Origin of the sequence: Jeotgalibacillus sp. ET6 (assembly GCF_029667115.1) — a bacterium.
In the GTDB taxonomy this organism is placed as follows: Bacteria; Bacillota; Bacilli; order Bacillales; family Jeotgalibacillaceae; genus Jeotgalibacillus.
In genome coordinates this window covers 1-20,101 of the sequence record NZ_JARUIU010000006.1, presented here as the reverse complement: position 1 = coordinate 20,101, position 20,101 = coordinate 1, and the positions used below count along the sequence as shown (strand labels likewise).

18 protein-coding genes are annotated in these 20,101 nt (G+C 40.6%); 6 read left to right on the top strand and 12 right to left on the bottom strand.

The window, feature by feature from the left end; genetic code table 11:
- The first annotated feature begins 210 nt into the window (after positions 1-210).
- On the top strand, positions 211-567 hold the full coding sequence (locus P6709_RS14620) for a DUF3899 domain-containing protein (RefSeq protein WP_278241679.1): 357 nt from the start codon (positions 211-213) through the stop codon (positions 565-567).
- 198 nt (positions 568-765) lie between these two features.
- On the opposite strand, the gene opp4C is transcribed toward P6709_RS14620, so the two are convergent.
- The 8 genes from opp4C to P6709_RS14580 form a co-directional block, all read right to left on the bottom strand.
- Entirely contained in the window at positions 766-1,671 is a 906-nt protein-coding gene (opp4C, locus tag P6709_RS14615) for an oligopeptide ABC transporter permease (RefSeq protein ID WP_278241678.1), read from the bottom strand.
- A 16-nt stretch (positions 1,672-1,687) separates the two neighbouring features.
- Positions 1,688-2,653, bottom strand: coding sequence for an oligopeptide ABC transporter permease (opp4B, locus tag P6709_RS14610; protein WP_278241677.1), 966 nt, complete (start codon positions 2,651-2,653; stop codon positions 1,688-1,690).
- A 33-nt stretch (positions 2,654-2,686) separates the two neighbouring features.
- Positions 2,687-4,414, bottom strand: coding sequence for an oligopeptide ABC transporter substrate-binding protein (gene opp4A / locus P6709_RS14605; protein WP_278241676.1), 1,728 nt, complete (start codon positions 4,412-4,414; stop codon positions 2,687-2,689).
- A gap of 27 nt (positions 4,415-4,441) precedes the next feature.
- Positions 4,442-5,455 (bottom strand): ABC transporter ATP-binding protein, encoded by a 1,014-nt coding sequence (locus tag P6709_RS14600; protein WP_278241675.1) that lies wholly within the window; start codon positions 5,453-5,455, stop codon positions 4,442-4,444.
- Positions 5,452-6,480, bottom strand: a complete 1,029-nt coding sequence (locus P6709_RS14595; RefSeq protein WP_278241674.1) for an ABC transporter ATP-binding protein — start codon at positions 6,478-6,480, stop codon at positions 5,452-5,454. Before P6709_RS14595 ends, P6709_RS14600 begins: the two co-directional genes overlap by 4 nt.
- 910 nt (positions 6,481-7,390) lie before the next feature.
- Positions 7,391-8,635, bottom strand: a complete 1,245-nt coding sequence (gene fabF / locus P6709_RS14590) for a beta-ketoacyl-ACP synthase II (RefSeq protein ID WP_278241673.1) — start codon at positions 8,633-8,635, stop codon at positions 7,391-7,393.
- A 52-nt stretch (positions 8,636-8,687) separates the two neighbouring features.
- The gene (locus P6709_RS14585) at positions 8,688-9,623 is read right to left on the bottom strand and encodes a beta-ketoacyl-ACP synthase III (protein WP_278241672.1); all 936 of its coding nucleotides are present in this window, start codon (positions 9,621-9,623) and stop codon (positions 8,688-8,690) included.
- A 228-nt stretch (positions 9,624-9,851) separates the two neighbouring features.
- Positions 9,852-10,040 carry a ComZ family protein gene (locus P6709_RS14580; RefSeq protein ID WP_278241671.1) on the bottom strand — a complete coding sequence of 63 codons (189 nt, stop codon included), beginning with the start codon at positions 10,038-10,040 and terminating at the stop codon, positions 9,852-9,854.
- A 208-nt stretch (positions 10,041-10,248) separates the two neighbouring features.
- Between P6709_RS14580 and P6709_RS14575 the strand changes: the two genes are divergently transcribed.
- Positions 10,249-10,431 (top strand): YjzD family protein, encoded by a 183-nt coding sequence (locus P6709_RS14575; protein WP_278241670.1) that lies wholly within the window; start codon positions 10,249-10,251, stop codon positions 10,429-10,431.
- Positions 10,432-10,588: 157 nt separating this feature from the next.
- Here the strand turns inward: P6709_RS14575 and clpB are convergent, their stop codons facing one another.
- Positions 10,589-13,174, bottom strand: coding sequence for an ATP-dependent chaperone ClpB (gene clpB, locus P6709_RS14570; RefSeq protein WP_278241669.1), 2,586 nt, complete (start codon positions 13,172-13,174; stop codon positions 10,589-10,591).
- A 149-nt stretch (positions 13,175-13,323) separates the two neighbouring features.
- Between clpB and P6709_RS14565 the strand changes: the two genes are divergently transcribed.
- Positions 13,324-14,160, top strand: a complete 837-nt coding sequence (locus P6709_RS14565) for an undecaprenyl-diphosphate phosphatase (RefSeq protein WP_278241668.1) — start codon at positions 13,324-13,326, stop codon at positions 14,158-14,160.
- 50 nt (positions 14,161-14,210) lie between these two features.
- Here P6709_RS14565 and P6709_RS14560 read toward each other — a convergent pair whose 3' ends face one another.
- Positions 14,211-14,519 carry a metal-sulfur cluster assembly factor gene (locus P6709_RS14560; protein WP_278241667.1) on the bottom strand — a complete coding sequence of 103 codons (309 nt, stop codon included), beginning with the start codon at positions 14,517-14,519 and terminating at the stop codon, positions 14,211-14,213.
- 72 nt (positions 14,520-14,591) lie between these two features.
- Positions 14,592-15,359, bottom strand: a complete 768-nt coding sequence (locus P6709_RS14555; RefSeq protein ID WP_278241666.1) for an alpha/beta fold hydrolase — start codon at positions 15,357-15,359, stop codon at positions 14,592-14,594.
- A 179-nt stretch (positions 15,360-15,538) separates the two neighbouring features.
- Between P6709_RS14555 and P6709_RS14550 the strand changes: the two genes are divergently transcribed.
- Positions 15,539-16,348, top strand: coding sequence for a Cof-type HAD-IIB family hydrolase (locus P6709_RS14550; protein WP_278241665.1), 810 nt, complete (start codon positions 15,539-15,541; stop codon positions 16,346-16,348).
- 368 nt (positions 16,349-16,716) lie between these two features.
- On the opposite strand, the gene P6709_RS14545 is transcribed toward P6709_RS14550, so the two are convergent.
- The gene (locus P6709_RS14545; protein WP_278241664.1) at positions 16,717-17,610 is read right to left on the bottom strand and encodes a YitT family protein; all 894 of its coding nucleotides are present in this window, start codon (positions 17,608-17,610) and stop codon (positions 16,717-16,719) included.
- 125 nt (positions 17,611-17,735) lie between these two features.
- Between P6709_RS14545 and P6709_RS14540 the strand changes: the two genes are divergently transcribed.
- Positions 17,736-18,611 (top strand): DegV family protein, encoded by an 876-nt coding sequence (locus P6709_RS14540; protein ID WP_278241663.1) that lies wholly within the window; start codon positions 17,736-17,738, stop codon positions 18,609-18,611.
- Positions 18,612-18,622: 11 nt separating this feature from the next.
- Positions 18,623-19,975: a CoA-disulfide reductase gene (locus P6709_RS14535; RefSeq protein WP_278241662.1), complete on the top strand. Its 1,353-nt coding sequence runs from the start codon at positions 18,623-18,625 to the stop codon at positions 19,973-19,975.
- The last annotated feature ends 126 nt before the right edge of the window (positions 19,976-20,101 follow it).

Here is a 20,101-nt window from a genome sequence, read left to right as displayed (position 1 = left end):
TTTATATTTGTACATACGTTTTGTAAAAAAAGTTAAGAATTTTTTAATTTTAATACTGTTTTACTATATTAATAGGGTGTATTAATCGTTTTGTAAAGATTTTAATGTTTAATTAGATATTGGTGAAGATTCAGTTATTAATTTTATTTGTATACTCCGTTCATAGCGATTAGAATAAACAGGAGCAAGACGTTAAAGGAGTGTTGGCAATTGAAGAAAATAATACCTGTGTACCTGTTAATCGGCTACGCGATCAGCCTGTTGATTATCCTGCTATATTATAGAGAATTAAATCTGGAAACCTTCATAAATGCAACATTTTTTGTAGGCGGGATGTATTTATTTGTTTCCTTAAGTGTCTATGTACTAAGCTCTGGGCTGTTTGATATTGTATCTAACAGCTTTCGAAGAATTTTTTCTTTTTCAAAACCAATGTCAAAAGAGGAAGCAGAAGAAATGAGAAGCCTTTCGGATGCTATTTCGATCGTTCCCGCGGCACCTATATTACAAAGTGGTTTAATTTTGATTGGAAGCATGGGAATAGGATTATTATTTTATTATCTTTAAATAGTAAACTTGTTTAAGTTTCATGAATAAGTCATAATTTATATGTTTACAATTACTTACATTTTATCCCGTTAAAGCGTCGCAGTTATGCAAGGATGAGGTTTCAAAAACTATTTTCAGATTTCAATATGAAATTTTTTTCAATATTTTGTAAATAATTAACTTTAAAAATCACTGTCCTTTTGGACAGTGATTTTTTTAACGATTCGACTTTGGATTAAATGCATCTTTTAATCCTTCACCGATGAAATTAATTGATAAGATCGTAATCGTCAATATAATAGCAGGCGGCATCCAGATCCATGGCTTATCTCTTAAGACATCCGCTTCCTGGGATGCTGACAACATATTACCCCAGCTCGGGATCGACTGCGGTACACCAAAGCCTAAGAATCCAAGTGCAGATTCTGCAACAATTAAGGTGGCAAATGTTACAGTAGCTTGCACAATAATTGTTGAAAGTACATTGGGCAGCAAATGCTTAACAATTACTTTTGAAGGCTTACAGCCAATTGAAATTGCAGCCAGTATATACTCATTTTCTTTTTCGGCCAGAATCTTACTTCTAACAATCCTGGCGACACCACCCCAGCTAAGCAGGCTGATGACACCTATTAATACCCACAGACCATTTACGAGCCCGAATAAAATTGTGTTTAGTACAATAACAAAAACCAAAAAAGGAAAATTCAAAACAAAGTCAGTGAATCTCATTAATAACCCGTCCACAAAACCTCCGTAGAAGCCTGCGATAGAGCCGACGACGGTACCAAAAAGAATAACTAAAAATGTGCACGTTACCCCTACGAGAAGCGATATTCTGCCACCGTACAATAATCGTGTAAAAACATCCCTTCCTGACTTGTCAGTTCCTAAAACATGTTCTCCGCCTGGTTCTAATGACATCGATCCTATATTAACCTTCGTTATATCCTGTGTTGTAATATATGGTGCAAGAACGGATACGATAACAACTGCCAAGAGGAAGAAACTACTCACCATTGCCAGTTTATTGCGAAGAAACTTTCGTCTGGCAATCGCAAAAGGAGACATATTAATGGGCTTTTCCTGTTGCTTTACTGCATTTGTGGTTACGTTCACCATTGGTACTCCTCCTTCATTAATCTAGACGAATTCTTGGATCAACAACACCATATAAAATATCGGCAATTAAATTTCCGACTAATGTCAATAAAGATAACAGCATCGTGATCGCCATCATAGTAGGATAATCATTAGTCGTTACAGAGTTTAAGAACAGCTGCCCTATACCAGGATAGGTAAAAATGGTTTCTGTAATAATTGCTCCACTAATGATGGTTGCTATATCAAAGCCAAGAAATGTGATTAATGGAATGATCGAGTTACGCAATATATGAACGTTATAGATTTTAGTCGTTGCAGTACCTTTCGCACGCGCAGTCCGTACAAAGTCTTTTCGGCTGTTTTCTATAATATCATTACGCAAAAATTGCGTATAGCTTGCAGTAGCCAGCGCCCCAAGAACAAATGCAGGCATAATCACATGATGAATTCTGCTGATCCAATATTCTAAGGTACCCTCCTGAAGCCCAACTTCTACAGAGCCTGCATAAGGAGTCCACCCTAAATTAAAAGAGAAAATATAGATTGCAAATACACCAGCAATAAAGGAGGGAATAGCTAATCCGAGATAGTTTAAACCTCCAATTACATGATCTCCAATTGTATAAGGCTTTCGACCAGCAAAAATCCCCATTGAAAAAGCTAAGATATACGTTATTAACAGAGAAGAAACCCCTAAGAATACGGTATTAGGTATTCTTTCCATAATCAAATCAGATACTGGCATTTTATATCGTGTTGATTTCCCAAAATCACCTTGTACAAACCCCTTGATCCAATCAAAGTACTGAACAGGAAGCGGATCATTATACCCTAATCTTTCTCGCATTTCTGCTATGTACTCTGGATTTGTATTGTTTGGATCAATTTCTCCAGAGAGAGAATCTCCCGGCATCGCTTTCGCCAGGAGAAACACTACAATGGAGATAAGGAGAAGCATTGGAATCATACCGATGATACGGCGAATTGTATACTTTAGCATAAATATTCTCCTTATCTAACATATACTGCTTTATTATTCCGTTACAGACCATTCGTAAGGAAGGTTTGGTCCTGATACATCATACGTTACATTGTCTACGCGGCTGCTTAGTGCTGCAATTTCCTGAAGTTCAGCAATAAAAATCATTGGAACATCTTCAGAGATAAGCTGCTGCCACTCTTTATAGATCTCCGCACGAGCTTCTTCATCATCACCTACAACCTCAATATTTAGAGCATCTGCAAGTAGCTTGTCTGATTCTTCATTTTTGTAACGAGGGTAGTTCCAGATCTGGTCAGATCCCCAAAGTCCTGTTGGATCCGGATCAGCACCAGTAGACCATCCGCCAAAGAATGTTTCAATTGCAGGATCATCTTTTTCTACCATATCGTAATAAAGGTTAACTTCTGTCATTTCAACTTCTGCCTGGATACCAACTTCCTGCCAGTACTGAACGATAGCCTGTGCACGCGTTTCGAAAGTCGGGTTTGTTGTTTGATAGTGAGAGAACTTCGCAATAAACTCATCACCATTTGGATCCTCTACAAAACCGTCTCCATTAACATCTTCATAACCTGCTTCAGCAAGAAGCTCTTTTGCTTTTTCAGGATCATATTCATAAGTAGAAAGATCTGCTGAATCAGCAGCGATCCAGTGACTTGATGGCACTGGTCCATCTACAGGTGATCCATAACCGAAGAAGAATGCATCAATCCATTCCTGACGGTTAATAGCATGTGCCATTGCTTTACGAAGATTTAAATCAGCATATTTCTCTTTGTCTTCCGTAATTTCATTTGTTTCAGAATTAAATGTTCCTAGTTTGAATCCAACATAGTAATAAGAAAGACCAGGATATGTAATAACTTCTACATTATCCAATGCTTCCACTTCTTCACCATTAACCGGTGCAAGTGAAATCATATCGATGTCTCCCTGACCTAGAGCACCAACAACAGTTGAACTGTCAAGGACGCGGATGTTAATGCCGTCAAGCTTAGGCTCGCCTCTCCAGTAATCTTCAAATTTTACAAGTTCAATTGATTCACCTGGTACAATGTTATCAACCTTGAAAGCACCAAGTCCTACCGGATTTTGACGCACTTGCTCTGAAGCTGACATATCCGCTACTTCAATTCCTTCGAACTGAGCACGTGACATTGGATAAGACCATACGTTTACAAGGTTATTAACACGCGCTTCGTCAAATGTGATTTCAAGCGTATATTCATCTACAACATTAAGACCTGAAATGCTGTCTGCTTCGCCTTCGCGGAATGCAGGTGCTCCTTCAATTGTCTGTACGTTGGCATAGCGTGATCCATCGTAGTCAGGGTGAGCAATCGTTTCAAGTGCGAACACCCAGTCTTCTACTGTTAGTTCAACACCATCGTGCCACATTACTCCCTGCTCAAATGTAAACGTGAATACTTTGTTATCTTCCGTTTCCCATGAAGCAATCCCCGGCTCAGGCTGAAGATTTTCATCGTATGTGAATAGAGCTTCATCGAAAAGATCGATAACATCTGCATCTGTTACAATTCCGTAAAACGCAGGATTGAATAATCCCTCCGGAGCTGATTCAAAACCGTATGTTAACGTACCGCCAGAAGCACCTTCTTCAGATCCCTCTTCCCCGTCTGATGTTTCTCCGCCTGTTTCATTTTCGTTTTCCGATGAGCTGTCAGAGCTGCACGCTGCCAGAAAAGCAGATAGGATCAATAGCATAATCATCAATAATTGTAATGACTTCTTTTTCATTCTGTTCCCCCCAAATTGTTTTCAAGTTTAATAGAGAATACACGCTACGTGGTGACCAGGTTTCACCTCCTTTAAAGCAGGCTTGATTTTCGAGCACTCTTCTTTCGCCATAGGACACCTGGTATGAAAAGGACAGCCGCTTGGCGGGTTTTGGGGACTCGGTACATCCCCTTGAAGAACAATTCGATTCTTTCTTTTGCTTGGATCTGTTTCAGGAATAGCAGAAATTAGCGCTTGAGTATATGGATGCAAAGGTTCTGCATATAGACTTTCGTTCGTCGCAATTTCAACCAGATTTCCCAGATACATGACGCCTATTCTGTCACTCATATGTTTAACAACACTTAAATCATGGGCAATAAATAAGTAAGTAAGGTCAAATTCTCCCTGCAATTCTTTTAAGAGATTTAAAACTTGAGACTGTACCGACACATCTAGTGCAGAAACCGGTTCATCTGCGATAATCAGCTTTGGTTTTAATGCAAGTGCCCTTGCAATGCCGATCCGCTGTCTTTGACCGCCAGAGAATTCGTGACCGTATTTATGATAGGCCTCTGGTGGAAGACCCACTCTGGAAAGAAGATCGAGCACTTCTTCTTTTAATTCATTTTTACTCATTTTTTTAAAATTTTTCAGGGGCTCAGAAACGATGTCACCGACACTTTGTGTGGGATTCAGGGAAGCATAAGGATCCTGGAAGACCATTTGAAAATCCTTTCGCGCTTTTCGCAGCTGAGAGCCACTTATATTCGTAATATCTTTGCCTTCAAATAAAATTTTTCCTTCAGTAGGCTTTAATAGACGAAGGATGGTTCTTCCTGTAGTGGATTTTCCGCAGCCGGACTCTCCAACTAAACCGAGTGTTTCTCCCTTTTTTATCTGAAAGGATAAATCATCTACAGCCTTTACATGAGCGACCGTCCGTTTTAAAAACCCGCCTTTAACCGGATAATAGGTTTTCAGGTTTTGTATATCAAGCAAGGTTTCTTTCTCTAATCCCTTTTCCTGAACTGACCCCTTTTTTGTCTCTACCTTGTTCATCTTCCACCTACCCTTTCCAAAGGCTTGCTGTTTTCATAAAGCAAGCAGGCTACTTCATGATCAACATCGTCTTCGAGAAGCTGCGGCGTTACAGTAATGCATTCCGGCATGGCTTTTGGGCACCGATTAGCAAACCGGCAGCCTACCTGAGGCATGTCTTTTATAGATGGCACCAGACCTTCGATTGTGTCCAGCACATCTTTCTTTTCGTCCATTTTAGGAATGGCTCCCATTAATAGCTGGGTATATGGATGCTTCGGCTCTTCAAATAGTTTAACGACATCTGTACGTTCTACGATTTTTCCTGCATACATAACGATTACTTCGTCGCAAATCTCTGAAACGACTCCCAAATCATGCGTAATCATGATGATGGACATATCATTTACTTTTTGTATGTCTTTCAAGAGTTCCAGTATTTGAGCCTGAACGGTTACATCGAGTGCGGTTGTAGGCTCATCAGCTATCAATAGTTTTGGCTGGCAGGCTATCGCCATGGATATCATGACTCTTTGCCGCATTCCGCCGGACAACTGGTGTGGATACTCATCAACTATTTTTTCGGGACGTGGAATCCCGACACTTTTCAGTAGGGCAATACTTTTTTGTCTGGCTTCTTTTTTATTTATGTTTTCGTGATTTAACAGGACTTCGTTTAGTTGATATCCAATTGTGAAAACCGGATTTAAAGCAGTCATCGGTTCCTGGAAGATCATTGATATATCTTTTCCCCGAATTTTATTCATTTCCCGTTCTGAAAGCTTTTCAATATTTCTGCCTTCAAATGTTATTTCGCCGCCACGGACTTTTCCAATTCCCTGCGGCAAAAGCTGCATTATGGACAAGGACATGACACTTTTACCACAGCCTGACTCACCGACTATTCCGACAATTTTACTTCTGTCGACTTTGAAAGAAACCTTTTCAACAGCATTGTAATAATCTTTGCCGATTTTAAACCCTGTTTGAAGGTCCTTTACTTCAAGAAGTGGTGTTTCCTTTTGTCCTGATAATTGTCTAGCCATCTGAACACCTCTAATATTTCTTATTTTCAATCAATTTATATTATTTGTATAAAATACTATTACAAATAGATTACATTTTCAACTTATTTTTTCAAATTTTCTAAAAATTAATTTCTAATTTTCCCAAATTCCCTTGATATACCTGGTTTTACACGTGTCGAAAATTTATAAAAAAAATATTAATCTTCTAATCGTTAAGTTTTAGTAAGGTATATTACTATTTAATCAAGCATATATTAATAGGATTGTATTATATTACGATAAAGTGAATTAATATACAACAACAACTTGGGAAATATCAAAATAATGATTGAAAGAACCATTGCGATGAGTGATTTTGACGATGTCTTTTACTTAAATGCATAATTGTGGGAAAACAATAAATCTCCAAAAGAAAAAAGAGGCTGGGACAAAAAAGTGTCTCAGCCTCTTTGACCGGTTCGCTGCGCTTCAGGCGGACGCTTTCCGCAGGAACGGCGCTGATCCCTTCTCAGCTTGCCGTCATATCCTGCAGGAGTCGCCACCTTCCGCTCCTCTCACCTCTTACTTCACAGTAGATACTTGGTCATTTCTTAAATTTATTCAATTACGTCTCAGCCTATTTCAACTGAGAACTGCGTTTAAGCAGATGCTTTACGCAGTGTGGACTAGACATTTCCAGGTTCTTACCCTGAAAATACTCAAACCGTCATCATACTATTGATTAATAAATAGTCATTTTCAAAATTTTGTTGACAGACTATTATTACCTGTTACTTATGCATAATATAGATTTTTGTTTTAAAGATTCCTGAATTGAGAAAGGCGCACGGTGCTGTTTTGTAATCCGAGACCCATTGCGGCTTGGCAGCCTTCTCTTTGTCTTCTGTATAAACGAGCATGATCAAAATATTTTCTTAGTTACACCAACTTAAACTTGCTCGTACGATTTAAAAACGATTGTGGCATTATGTCCGCCAAAGCCCAGTGAATTACTGATAGCTGCCTTAACATCTGCTTTTCGGGAGGCATTTGCTACATAATCCAGATCGCATTCCGGATCAGGATTTTCTAAATTTATGGTAGGAGGAAGTATTTTGTCTTTAAGCGCTAGAACGGTAAAAATGGCTTCCACTCCTCCAGCTGCTCCCAGTAAATGGCCTGTCATGGATTTAGTTGAGCTGACGGCAAGTTTTTTCGCATGATCTGAAAACACTTCTTTAATGGCCATGGTTTCATATTTGTCGTTGTACGGAGTGCTTGTACCATGAGCATTAATATAACCGATTTCACCCGGTTTAAGCCCTGCATCATCCAGCGCCTGCTGCATTGCCCGGACGCCGCCTTCTCCTCCTGGTGATGGTGCTGTAATATGATATGCATCCCCCGTGGAGCCGTAGCCGACAATTTCAGCATAAATAGGTGCGTTGCGGGCAAGTGCATGCTCTAATTCTTCAAGCACTAAAATACCGGCGCCTTCACCCATTACAAATCCGTCCCGTTCTTTATCAAATGGGCGGCTGGCTTTCGTTACGTCTTTGTTCAGCGTCAGCGCTGTATTAGCGACAAAACCGGCCATCGCCATCTGGGATATCGGTGCTTCTGCTCCTCCCGTAATCATTGCATCTGCATCACCACGCTGGATTACTTTAAAAGCATCCCCAATGGAGTTCGTTCCGCTTGCACAGGCAGTAACTGTACACGAGTTCATCCCTTTTGCTCCAAGTGCAATGGACACCTGCCCCGCTGCCATATCAGGAATCATCATAGGAACAAAAAACGGACTTACTCTTCTATACCCTCTGTTTAAAAATGTTTCGAATTGTTTTTCAAATGTTTCCATTCCGCCTATTCCGGATCCGATCCATACACCAATACGGTTTGCATTTGAATCATTAATCTCCAGATTAGCATCCTTTACGGCCATCTGCGAAGACACGACCGCGTAATGAGTAAATCGATCCATTTTACGGGCTTCTTTTTTCTCCATGTAGTCTTCAATATTAAAGTCTTTTAATTCTCCAACAGCTGTAGCAGGAAAATCGTCTTTGTTTAATCTTGTTAGTTCTCCTATGCCTGATTGACCATTTTTAATATTATTCCATGATGTTTCAACGTTGTTTCCAACAGGAGAAACCATTCCCAATCCAGTGACTACCACTCGACGCTTAGACATATATTGTCAACTCCTCAATCAATCTTTTATGTTTTTTTATATTCTAATTGTATTATTTTCCCCAGCGGATCGCAATTGCTCCCCAAGTCAGACCGCCTCCGAATCCTACCATGACAAGAAGATCGTTATCTTTGATCTTTCCGTTTTCAAGATCTTCAACAAGAGAGATTGGAATGGATGCTGCTGATGTATTTCCATACTTATTAACTGTTTTAGACATTTTTTCAACAGGCAGCTCCAAACGCTGTCTGGCAGCTTCCATAATACGTATATTCGCCTGATGAGGAATTAAATAATCTACGTCTTCCTTAGAAAGGCCTGCTTTATCCAACACATTTATAGAGGATTCTCCCATTTGACGAACAGCGAATTTAAATACTTCCCGGCCGTTCATGACAAGACCGTCCGCACCCTGGTAAAGGTGATCTCCACCTGAACCGTCTGCTCCGAGCTCAAAGGAGAGAATTCCCTTGTCCGGATCTACTGGACCCAGTACCATAGCACCGGCGCCATCTCCAAACAAAACAGCTGTGTTGCGATCATCCCAGTTCGTGATTTTGGTTAACTTTTCAACTCCCACGACCAGGACATGCTTATACCCGCCGTTTTCAATGAATTGCTTGGCGGTAACCATCCCATACATAAAGCCGGCGCAAGCAGCTGAAAGATCCATAGCCGCCGCTTTTTTTGCTCCGAGCTGTTCCTGAAGCATGCATGCTACTGATGGAAATGGCTGATCAGGTGTTACCGTCGCGACTAAAATCATATCCAGGTCCTCACCCTTAACATTTGCATTTTCCAATGCTTTAACCGATGCCAAGTATGCCATATGAGATGTATCTACGTCATCATCTGCAAATCTTCTTTCCTCAATTCCGGTTCTTGTACGTATCCATTCATCTGATGTATCCATCTTTTTTTCTAAATCAAAATTGGTCACTACACGATCTGGTACGTATCTGCCTACTCCCCAAGCACCTGCACGCATTTTCATTCCTTCTTTCTATTGGATTCGCTCATTAATTTCATGTATATTATCTATTATTATGACTTGGTCCTAATAATATATCACTTTCTGAATTTTTTCAAGAACCCTGCATCTCCAATTAGATTTAAATGAAGTTTAATCTTGTTTGCTTAAATTAAAAAAGCCAGCTGCAAATGAAGTTGTCCATTACCGATCTAACAGGACTTCAAGTTGCAGCTGGCTTTTCATTTATTTATTCTGTTTAGCTTCGTTTTTTCCAAGTTCATAAGCATCATTCATTGCTTTTGCGAATAATCCCATGAAAGGCTGCAAAGATTCAACAGACACTTCGATTCCTGCCTGTTCCATTCTTTCTTTTGCTTCAGGAAGATACTTCATTGCAATCTGCATAAATTCCATCGTTTTATCATTCGACATGTTCTCCACTCCTTCATGATCATTATAATCCATACTCTTACTCGTTCCAGATTTATTTTATCGCAAAATGAAGGATTTTTCCATCTAAGCATTTATAACCTGCTTTTTCACCAGATTGTCATTTATTTCACTGTGTATTATGGTACTATTAAGAGAAAGCTTATATTTAAATGAAAGCGATACATATTGACGAAATGAGGTGACGTTTATGTCATATCTATGGACCTTTATCTGGACATTTCTTTTAATCCACATGGCAACGTATGTAGTAAGTTCAATGAATGGCGCCGAGTATGAATTTATGACGGCGACTATTCTGGCTGTTGTTACAACAGCTGCACTTTTTGTGATTGGAACGATTATTCCGAAGCCTCATACTGAGCAGCATTAAAAAAAGATCCCTATTGAGGGATCTTTTTTTAATTTATTTTGAGGTTGGTATAACAAACTCAAAATAGTGTCAAAATAACCCGCATTTGTTTAGGCTGGCAAAACGGAGGGGGCCGACTCCAGCAGGAGATGACGGCTACTGGAGACTCCCGGTCTTTTTACTCTATAATTATCCTGTTGCCTTCAAGCTCAAGCCTGACTTTTTGATGCGGCTTGATCGTTCCCTTTATCAACTCTTTAGCAAGCAAGGTTTCGATTTCTTTTTGGATATACCTTTTTAACGGACGGGCTCCAAATGAAGGATCATAAGCGGTATCCGCAATAAATGATGCTACATTTTCTGAAACAGCAAGGTCGATATGCTGCTGGGAGAGACGGCTGCTTACTTCCTGCACCAGCTTTTTAACGATGCTGATCATCTGACTTTGACCTAATGGATTAAACAGGACAATATCGTCAATCCGATTCAGCAGCTCCGGCCGGAAATGCTTTCTTAGTTCAGTCAGGACTTTATTTTTTACTTCTTCATCTTCATTAGGTGATTTATTGATCATGTGAGATGAGCCTATATTAGAAGTCATAATGATGATCGTGTTTCTAAAATCAACCGTTCTTCCCTTTGAATCTGTGATTCGTCCATCATCAAGCATTTGAAGTAAAATATTAAAAACTTCAGGATGCGCTTTTTCAATTTCATCCAGTAAAATGACCGAGTATGGTTTTCTTCTTACAGCTTCAGTCAGCTGACCGCCTTCTTCATATCCCACATATCCTGGAGGTGCGCCGATCAAACGGGCTACGGCATGTTTTTCCATGTACTCAGACATATCGATTCGAATCATTTGGTTTTCACTGTCAAACAAGGTTTGTGCCAGCGTTTTAGCAAGCTCCGTTTTTCCGACTCCTGTTGGACCCATAAAGATAAATGATCCAATTGGTCTGTTTGGGTCCTTTATCCCTGCTCTTGCCCGAAGCACTGCTTCACTCACAGCTAAAACAGCCTCATTTTGACCGACCACCCGCTCACTTAAAATCTCTTCAAGCCTAAGAAGTTTCTGTCTTTCCCCTTCCATTAAGCGGTCTACTGGAATACCAGTCCATCTGGCAACAATATCAGCAATTTCTTCTTCTGTTACTTCTTCTCTTAACAGTCTGTCCTCTTCTTCATGACTGGACACTTCCTGCTCTAAATCTAAAAGCTCTTTTTCCACCATAGGAATTTTTCCGTGCTTCAGCTCAGCTGCAAGTGAGAGGTTGTATTCGCCTTCCGCCTCATCAAGTTCTCTGCGCAGCTTATCCAGTTCTTCACGCTTAAGCTGGATGGTGAGCAAGGATTGTTTTTCAGTCTCCCATTTAGAGCGCATGGTGTCACTTTGCTCTTTTAAATTTGCAAGCTCTTCCCTCAGGATCTCAAGTCTTTCATTGCTCACTCTGTCGTTTTCTTTTGACAAAGCCGCTTCTTCAATTTCAAGCTGCATAACACGCCTCGTTGCTTCGTCCAGCTCTGAGGGCATTGAATCTATTTCTGTGCGAATCATGGCGCACGCTTCATCCATCAAGTCGATGGCTTTATCAGGCAGAAAACGGTCAGTGATATACCTGTTTGACAAGTTGACTGCTGACACAAGAGCCCGGTCATGAATATTCACTCCGTGGTGTATCTCAAATCTTTCCTTTAATCCACGCAAAATAGAGATGGTATCTTCTTCATTCGGTTCCTGAACGAGCACTTGCTGAAAACGCCGTTCAAGAGCAGGATCTTTTTCTATATAGAGACGATGTTCATTCAAAGTCGTTGCCCCTATACAGTGGATTTCTCCTCTTGCTAACATTGGCTTTAAAATATTGCCTGCATCCATAGCTCCTTCTGTTTTTCCGGCTCCAACAATGGTATGAAGCTCATCTATAAATAGAAGGATTCTTCCTTCACTTTTCTTCACTTCAGCCAAAACCGCTTTTAATCTCTCTTCGAATTCCCCTCTGAATTTGGCTCCCGCTACAAGTGCGCTCATATCAAGTTCGAATACGGTTTTGTCTTTCAGCCCTTCAGGCACATCTTTTCGCACAATTCTTTGGGCAAGGCCTTCCACAATGGCTGTTTTCCCTACACCAGGCTCCCCTATAAGCACAGGATTGTTTTTTGTTTTACGGGATAAAATCCTGATTACATGGCGGATTTCAGCATCCCTGCCTATCACTGGATCCATTGTCCCTTTGCGGACTTCTTCGACAAGATCTCTACCGTATTTTTTAAGAGCATCGTAAGTTGTTTCAGGGTTTTGTGACGTCACTCTTCGTCCTCCTCTAATGGCATCTACTGCTCGTTTTATCTGATCATACGTGATATTTTGAGATACTAACAAGTTTACGGTTAAATTCGAGCTAAGTTTCATAAAAGACAAGATAAGGTGCTCAACCGCTAAAAAGTCATCCTGATAAGCAGTCTGTTCTTTTTCAGCTAAATCGAACCAGAGGGTGACTTCTTTAGACAAATGGCTTCCCAATTGATTCGGATCGCCCTGCAAAGTTGGAAAAGTATGCAGTTTTCTCTCCATACTTTTCATAATGACCTCTACTGCTGCTCCTGCTTTTGATAGAATGTGCACTGCCACGCCTTCTGGATCTCTAAGCATTGCTTCGAGTATGTGTTCAGGCTCTATAGTGGAATGGCGGAAATCTACAGCCTTTTCCTTCGCTTGAACAAGAGCATCCTGAACTTTAAAAGTTAATTTTCCACTCTTCATCTTCCCACCCCTTTGACCTTATTTGACCTTTTACTCAATCGTATCATTCTATTCATTAAATTGTAAAGAAAATTGCCTTTACATGGAATTGTTTAGATGGTTAAATGAACAAGAGTGTTTTGTAGGAACGAACATAAATGGAGGTCACTATGGAATTAGAACAGGTTTATTTACTATTAAAATATTTATTCTTAGGGTTGTTTCAAGGTTTCACTGAACCCATTCCTATATCTTCAAGCGGACACTTACTGCTTGCTCAGCATTTTTTAGGGGTCGAATTAGAGGGAGGAGAAGGCGGCGCATTTACATTTGAACTGCTTGTTAACTCCGCTTCTTTAATTGCAGTTCTCCTGATCTATAAAGAAGATATCATGCGTTTGGCAGTGAGAGGCCTCGGCTACATAAAAACTAAAAATCCTGAAGATAAAAAAGAGTTTGATTTTATCATCTATCTGCTGATCGGAACAATTCCAGCGGGTGTTATCGGCGTTCTGCTCGGAGATTATATCGCAGAAGCAAGTGTCGCAATTGTTGCGGGAACACTGATGATAACAGGTATTGCCCTCTTTATGATCCGCAACCTTAGAGGGAACCGGGGAGAAGGCGGCATGACGATCAAGGATGCGATTATTATCGGTCTTGCCCAGGCAGTGGCTTTAATACCAGGCATCAGCCGGAGCGGCGCGACAATTGTGGCGGCAATGGCAAGAGGCATTCATCAGGAAACGGCATTACGCTATTCCTTCTTGCTTTTTATCCCTGTAAGTCTCGGCGGTATGATTTTAAGTGTTTCCGATTTAGTTAGCAATGATGCTTTTGCTGACCTTTGGATCCCTTATTCATTGGCATTTGCAGGCTCCCTTGTCGCTTCTTATTTCTCGTTAAAATGGTTTATGAATATTATGGCCAAAGGAAATCTCATTTATTTTGCCGTTTACTGTATCGTCGTAGGACCAATTATTTTTCTTGTCCTTTATTTGCAATAAAAAAGGAGGATGCGCATTATTTTGCGCACCCTCCTTTTATTATGATATCCTCACGTAATACCTAATGCGATTTTCGCATAGCGTGACATATTGTCTTTGCTCCAAGCAGGACTCCAGACGATATTAACATCTACTTCTCCTACTTCCGGAATGTCTGCCAGTGCAGCTTTCACCTGATCCACAATCACTGGAGCCAAAGGGCATCCCATTGAGGTTAGTGTCATTTTAACCTCTGTTTTCCCCTCTTCTTCCTGTGATACATCGTATACTAAGCCAAGGTTGACAATATCAATACCAAGCTCCGGGTCAATGACTTCTTCCAAGGCTCCCATAATGCTGTCTTTAAGATCCTGATCCATTTCTCTCACTCCTCATACCATATAATCTACTCTTATCATAGCAGACTCTTGCACACAGTAAAAATATTTCGTTTAAAGGTGGCGCTGAAACCATTTTGTTGTTTCAAGAAGTGCTTTTCTCGAGACTTTATGTCCTGCCTCTTCTTCCGATATAAATCGAAGATCGTCAGGGTTGTCTTTATAGGCTGGATAGATGGTTTTAAAGAACGTAAAGGTAGGTTCATAAGGGACTACCGTATCCTGCTTTCCATGCCAAAACATTAACGGACGATTATTCACTTTGTCAGGATGAAGACTTAAATCATAGCGTGTCAGTACATTTAACTGTTCTTCTATTTCTTCATCCGTCATCGGCAGCGTCAAGCCTCTTCTTTTGAATTGATTAATCTGGGCATTTGCAAAACCAACATAGGTTGGTGAACCCATAAGACTGACTGCTGTCGTGATCCAGTTGTATTGCGTTAAAGCACCAAGCGTGACAATCCCGCCCATTGATGAGCCGGTCAGCCCAATCCTGCCTTCTGCTATCAATCCATTAGTTGAGTAATAATCTTTAAGGTCCTGAAGCTCTTCTATTGTGTGAATCACCATATGCCAAAAACGGGTGCTCAACACCATTTCATCGAGTCCTTCGTGACGCTCGCCGTGCAGCATAACATCTGGCAGAAGGACCCTGTAACCCTTTTCTGCTAGTAAATAAGCAAAATGCAGATTATGTTCTTTTGCACTTGTAAAACCATGAATAAAAAATATAGTAGGCAGCGGCTGTGAGAATTCCGATTGCTTTGCAACATGCAATAATGGAATATCATTCACCCAATCCTTTTGTATGGTAATCATAAAATAAAAATCCTCCTGCAATTCAATCTTCTTCAGCTATCCTACCATGAGAGCCAATATATGACATGTATTTTGCTCAACCGTATGGAATAATTCGAAATTCGGCCCATACATGGTACACTATTTTGGGCAAGCTATGTTCAGAATTACCACTTTTTAGATAAAGGAGCTCAACCGCGATGGAAAAACATTTAATCGTATTAGACCTTGACGGAACACTGCTTACGGATGACAAGATTATTTCTGAAAAAACGAAAAGAACGTTGTTTAAAGCGAAAGAACAGGGCCATGAGATCATGATTGCCACCGGCAGGCCTTACAGAGCAAGCGAATCCTATTATAAAGAGCTTGAACTCTCTTCTCCGATTGTAAACTTTAATGGCGCTTTTGTTCACCATCCATTAAATGAAAAATGGGGGTTTCACCATGATCCGATGGATTTAGACGTCGTCAAAAACATCATTGAAGCATGTCAGGATTTTTCCTTTCATAATATTATTGCAGAAATTCTGGATGATGTTTATCTCCATTATCATGATGAAAAACTGCTCGATATCTTTGGTTTCGGCAACCCGTCTATTCAAACAGGCGATCTAAGAACGTATCTCCCCGCCAGTCCTACAAGCCTTCTCATCCATGCTGCAGAAAAGGATGTCCAGGATATTCGCAGCCATTTGAGCGACGTACACGCTGAAGTGATTGACCACCGCAGATGGGGAGCACCATGGCATGTAATTGAAATAGTGAAAAAAGGGTTAAATAAAGCGGTCGGAATAAAGAAGGTATCTGACTCTCTGCACATTCCAAGAAGCAGAATTATTGCGTTTGGCGATGAAGATAATGATCTGGAAATGCTTGAATATGCAGGTACGGGAGTAGCAATGGAAAATGGCATACATTCTATTCAAACCATTGCGAACGAAGTAACCGCTTCGAATAACGATGACGGCATCGCGTTATTTTTAGAACAAAAACTCAAGCTGGCATGAAGATTATCCACTTGTGGCTGTAACAGCCCGGTTACAAGCTTCAGCTAATCTTGTTTACTGATATGAAGGAAACACTAAACGTTCACATCCCTGCTTAAGTTCCCCCTATATAGGAACAGAGAGGAAGCTGGGACAAAACTCAAAAAAGTTTATAAAATGAGGATATATTTATTAATAGTAATAGGTGAACGGAGCGGAAAGTGGCGACTCCTGCAGGATATGTCGGTTGCTTGAGACCCCTCAAGGCAAAGCCTTGAGGAGGGCTCAGCGCCGTACCTGCGGAAGCGTCCGCCTGAAGCGCAGTGAAGCGGTCGTAGGGCTTGAGACACTTTTGCACCAGGCTCTTCTATAAGCATTTCTTCTATTTCCTATTCTTCTTTTCTGAAAAAACCAAAAACCCCGGTAGTCTGCATAACATTTGTAAAAGCATGCGGATCCACTGAATGAATAATACGCTCCAGTTCAAAAAGTTCATACCGGGTGATGACAATAATCAGCATTTCTTTTTGCTCATCCGTAAATGCTCCTCTTGCAGGTAATATGGTGATTCCTCTCACCAGATTTTCATGAATTGCCTGCTTCACTTCACTTGTTTTCTTGGTCACAATCATAACGGTCAGTTTTTCGTGCCTTGTATGAATGGCGTCAATCATACGTGTAGATACGTAAAGAGTAACCAGTGTGTAAAGCCCTTCTTCCAAACCGAATATTGTACTGGCGGCTAATATGATCACTGCATTCATTGTGAAAAAGTAAATGCCGACCGGTTTATCATTTAAACGGGAAAGAATCATAGCAATGATATCCATTCCCCCTGTAGAAGCTCCCCACTTAAGAGTAAAGCCTACGCCGATCCCTGCAATGACTCCCCCAAATACCGCATTTAATAAAATATCGGTTGAAACTTCCACCACCGGTATGATCGCGAGAAAAATGGTTGTAAATCCAACTGAAACCAGACTGTAAATTGTAAACATTTTGCCGACTCTGAGCCACCCCAGTATAATGGCCGGAATGTTTAATAGTAAAAGTAAAATTCCTGTTGAGATAAAAATAGGTGTAAAGTCGGCTAGTATATTGGAAATCAGCTGGGCCAGTCCTGTAAAGCCGCTTGCAAAAACATTAGCTGGTATAAGAAAGAGGTTTAAAGCTGCAGCATTTAAGGCTGCACCTATAATGACAACGATTATTTTTCTTATTTCTAGCCAAAGAGTTTCATTTGGTACTTTTGACAATTGAAAGGATTCTTTTGAATTCTCCAATCTGCTCCCTCCTTTTTTTATTCCTTTATACTCATAGCCTATTTTACATCATCCTACACCTATCATTGTAAAATGAGGGCGGTATCGATAAACTAAAGCTATAAAAGATAAAAAGGATGATGAATATGAGTTTACAATTATTTGCTGATAGTGCATCAGATCTTCCTATGGAATATTTCAAGGAACATAATGTAACACTTCTTCCACTTCGTGTACACATTGGAGACGAGGAGTACGATGATCTTGTAACGATTAATTCAAAACAGGTGTTTGATGAAATACGAAATGGCAAGCATCCTAAAACCTCACAGGCAAGCCCAAAGTATATGGAAGAAGTTTTTACTGAACTGGCTCAGTCAGGAAATCAAGGGCTTTACGTTGCTTTTTCTTCTGAATTGTCTGGTACATATCAGACTGCCGTGATGGTAAGAGACCAAATTAAAGAAGAATATCCCTCACTCGATTTGGTTATTATAGACTCTAAGTCTGCCTCTCTTGGCTATGGTTTATGCGTACAGCGGGCAGTTGAACTTGCTGCTCAAGGTCTTCAAAGAGATGAAATTGTCAAAAATACAGAATTTCATTGTGAACATATGGAGCACCTTTTTACAGTGGAAGATCTTGATTACCTTGCAAAAGGCGGACGCGTTACAAAAGCCTCAGCATTTATAGGCGGGCTGCTTAATATTAAACCTTTGCTTCATGTAGAGGGTGGAAAACTCGTGCCTCTTGAAAAATTAAGAGGAAGAAAAAAATTGCTGAAGCGGATTGTAGAGGTTATGAAAGACCGTGGTGAAGGATTGGATCAGCAGGTGATTGGAATCAGTCACGGGGATGATGAAGCACTGGCGAATGAAATGAAGACCATGATTGAAGAAGAGTTTGGTGCAAGCTCTTTTTATACCGGATTAATCGGATCAGCTGTCGGCGCACATGCAGGACCCGGAACACTTGCCATCTTCTTTTTAAATAAATTGCCGGAATCTCCTGCCAAACAGTAAGGAGGAATACAATGAAAAAAATTATTGTTATTGGCGGAGTCGCAGGAGGAGCAACATTTTCCTCCCAGCTTCGTATGCTTGATGAAGATGTGGAAATTATCGTACTCGAAAAGTCCGGCACCATGTCATTTGCCAATTGCGGAATGCCTTATTATCTTGGAGGCTATGTGCAGGAGCGGGAACACTTGATTGCTGCTACGCCGGAGTCCTTTAAAAAGGAGCGGAATATTGAAGTAAGAGTAAGACATGAAGCTGTCCGGATAGACTCCAGTAAAAAAGAAGTGGCGATCCTTGACCATATCGGCAATACGGAGTATTCCGAATCCTATGATTCTCTTGTTTTGTCGCCTGGTGCCATTCCCGTTATCCCCAAGATAGAAGGACTTTCTCATGCCAACTGCTATACGCTGCGTGCGTTTGAGGACATGCTTAAAATAGAACAGCAGATTGAATCAAAGCAGTTTAAAAGTGTATGCATCGTTGGCGGCGGATTCATTGGACTAGAAATGGCAGATAACTTAAAAAAGCGGGGCATGACCGTGCATCTGATTCAACGTTCAGAACATGTGCTCAGTGTTTTAGACAGGGATATGTCCGAATTAATTGAAGCGGAATTAGTCAAGCAGGGAATCGATCTATATACGGACTTAACGATACAAACTATTGAAGAAGATGGCTGCACCCTTCATTTAACAGACGGGCGAATCATTACCGCTGACTTTTTAATTCTTTCTGTCGGGGTTAAACCTAACAATCAGCTTGCAAAACATGCCGGCCTTGAAATTGGTAATACGGGAGGCGTGAAAGTAAACGAATTCATGCAGACAAGTGACCCTTCTATTTATGCGGTTGGAGATGTTATTGAAACCTTTGATTTTATTACTAAACAGCCTAAAAGAGTCCCACTCGCATGGCCTGCTCATAGACAAGCCTATTTAGCAGCTCGTCATATTACAGGAAATCCCGTTCCTTATAAAGGATCTCTTGGAACAGCGATCTGCAAGGTATTTACCCTTCATGCCGCCTCTCTTGGATTGAATGAAGAGCATTTGAATGAAAGCGGATTATCATTTAAAACAGTGACTCAGGATTCAAAGCAGCACGCAGGTTATTTTCCAGGCGCCGCTCCCTTAAAGCTGAAGGTGCATTTTTCACCTGAGGATGGAACAATATACGGAGCTCAGGCTGTCGGAAAGGATGGAGTGGATAAACGAATAGATGTGATCGCTGCTGCAATCGCCGGAGGCCTGACAGTAACAGACTTGCAGGATATTGAAATAGCCTATGCTCCTCCATTTTCCTCTCCAAAGGACCCGGTTAATATGATTGGCTATAAAGCGATTAAAAAAATGAATGAAAGATAAGCCTATGCAGCAATGAACACTCTTTCCACAATATATTCACGAGGCTGGGACAAAACTCAAAAAAGTTAAAAAAATGAGGATATATTGATCAATAAATAGTAGGTGAGCGGAGCGGAAGGTGTCGAC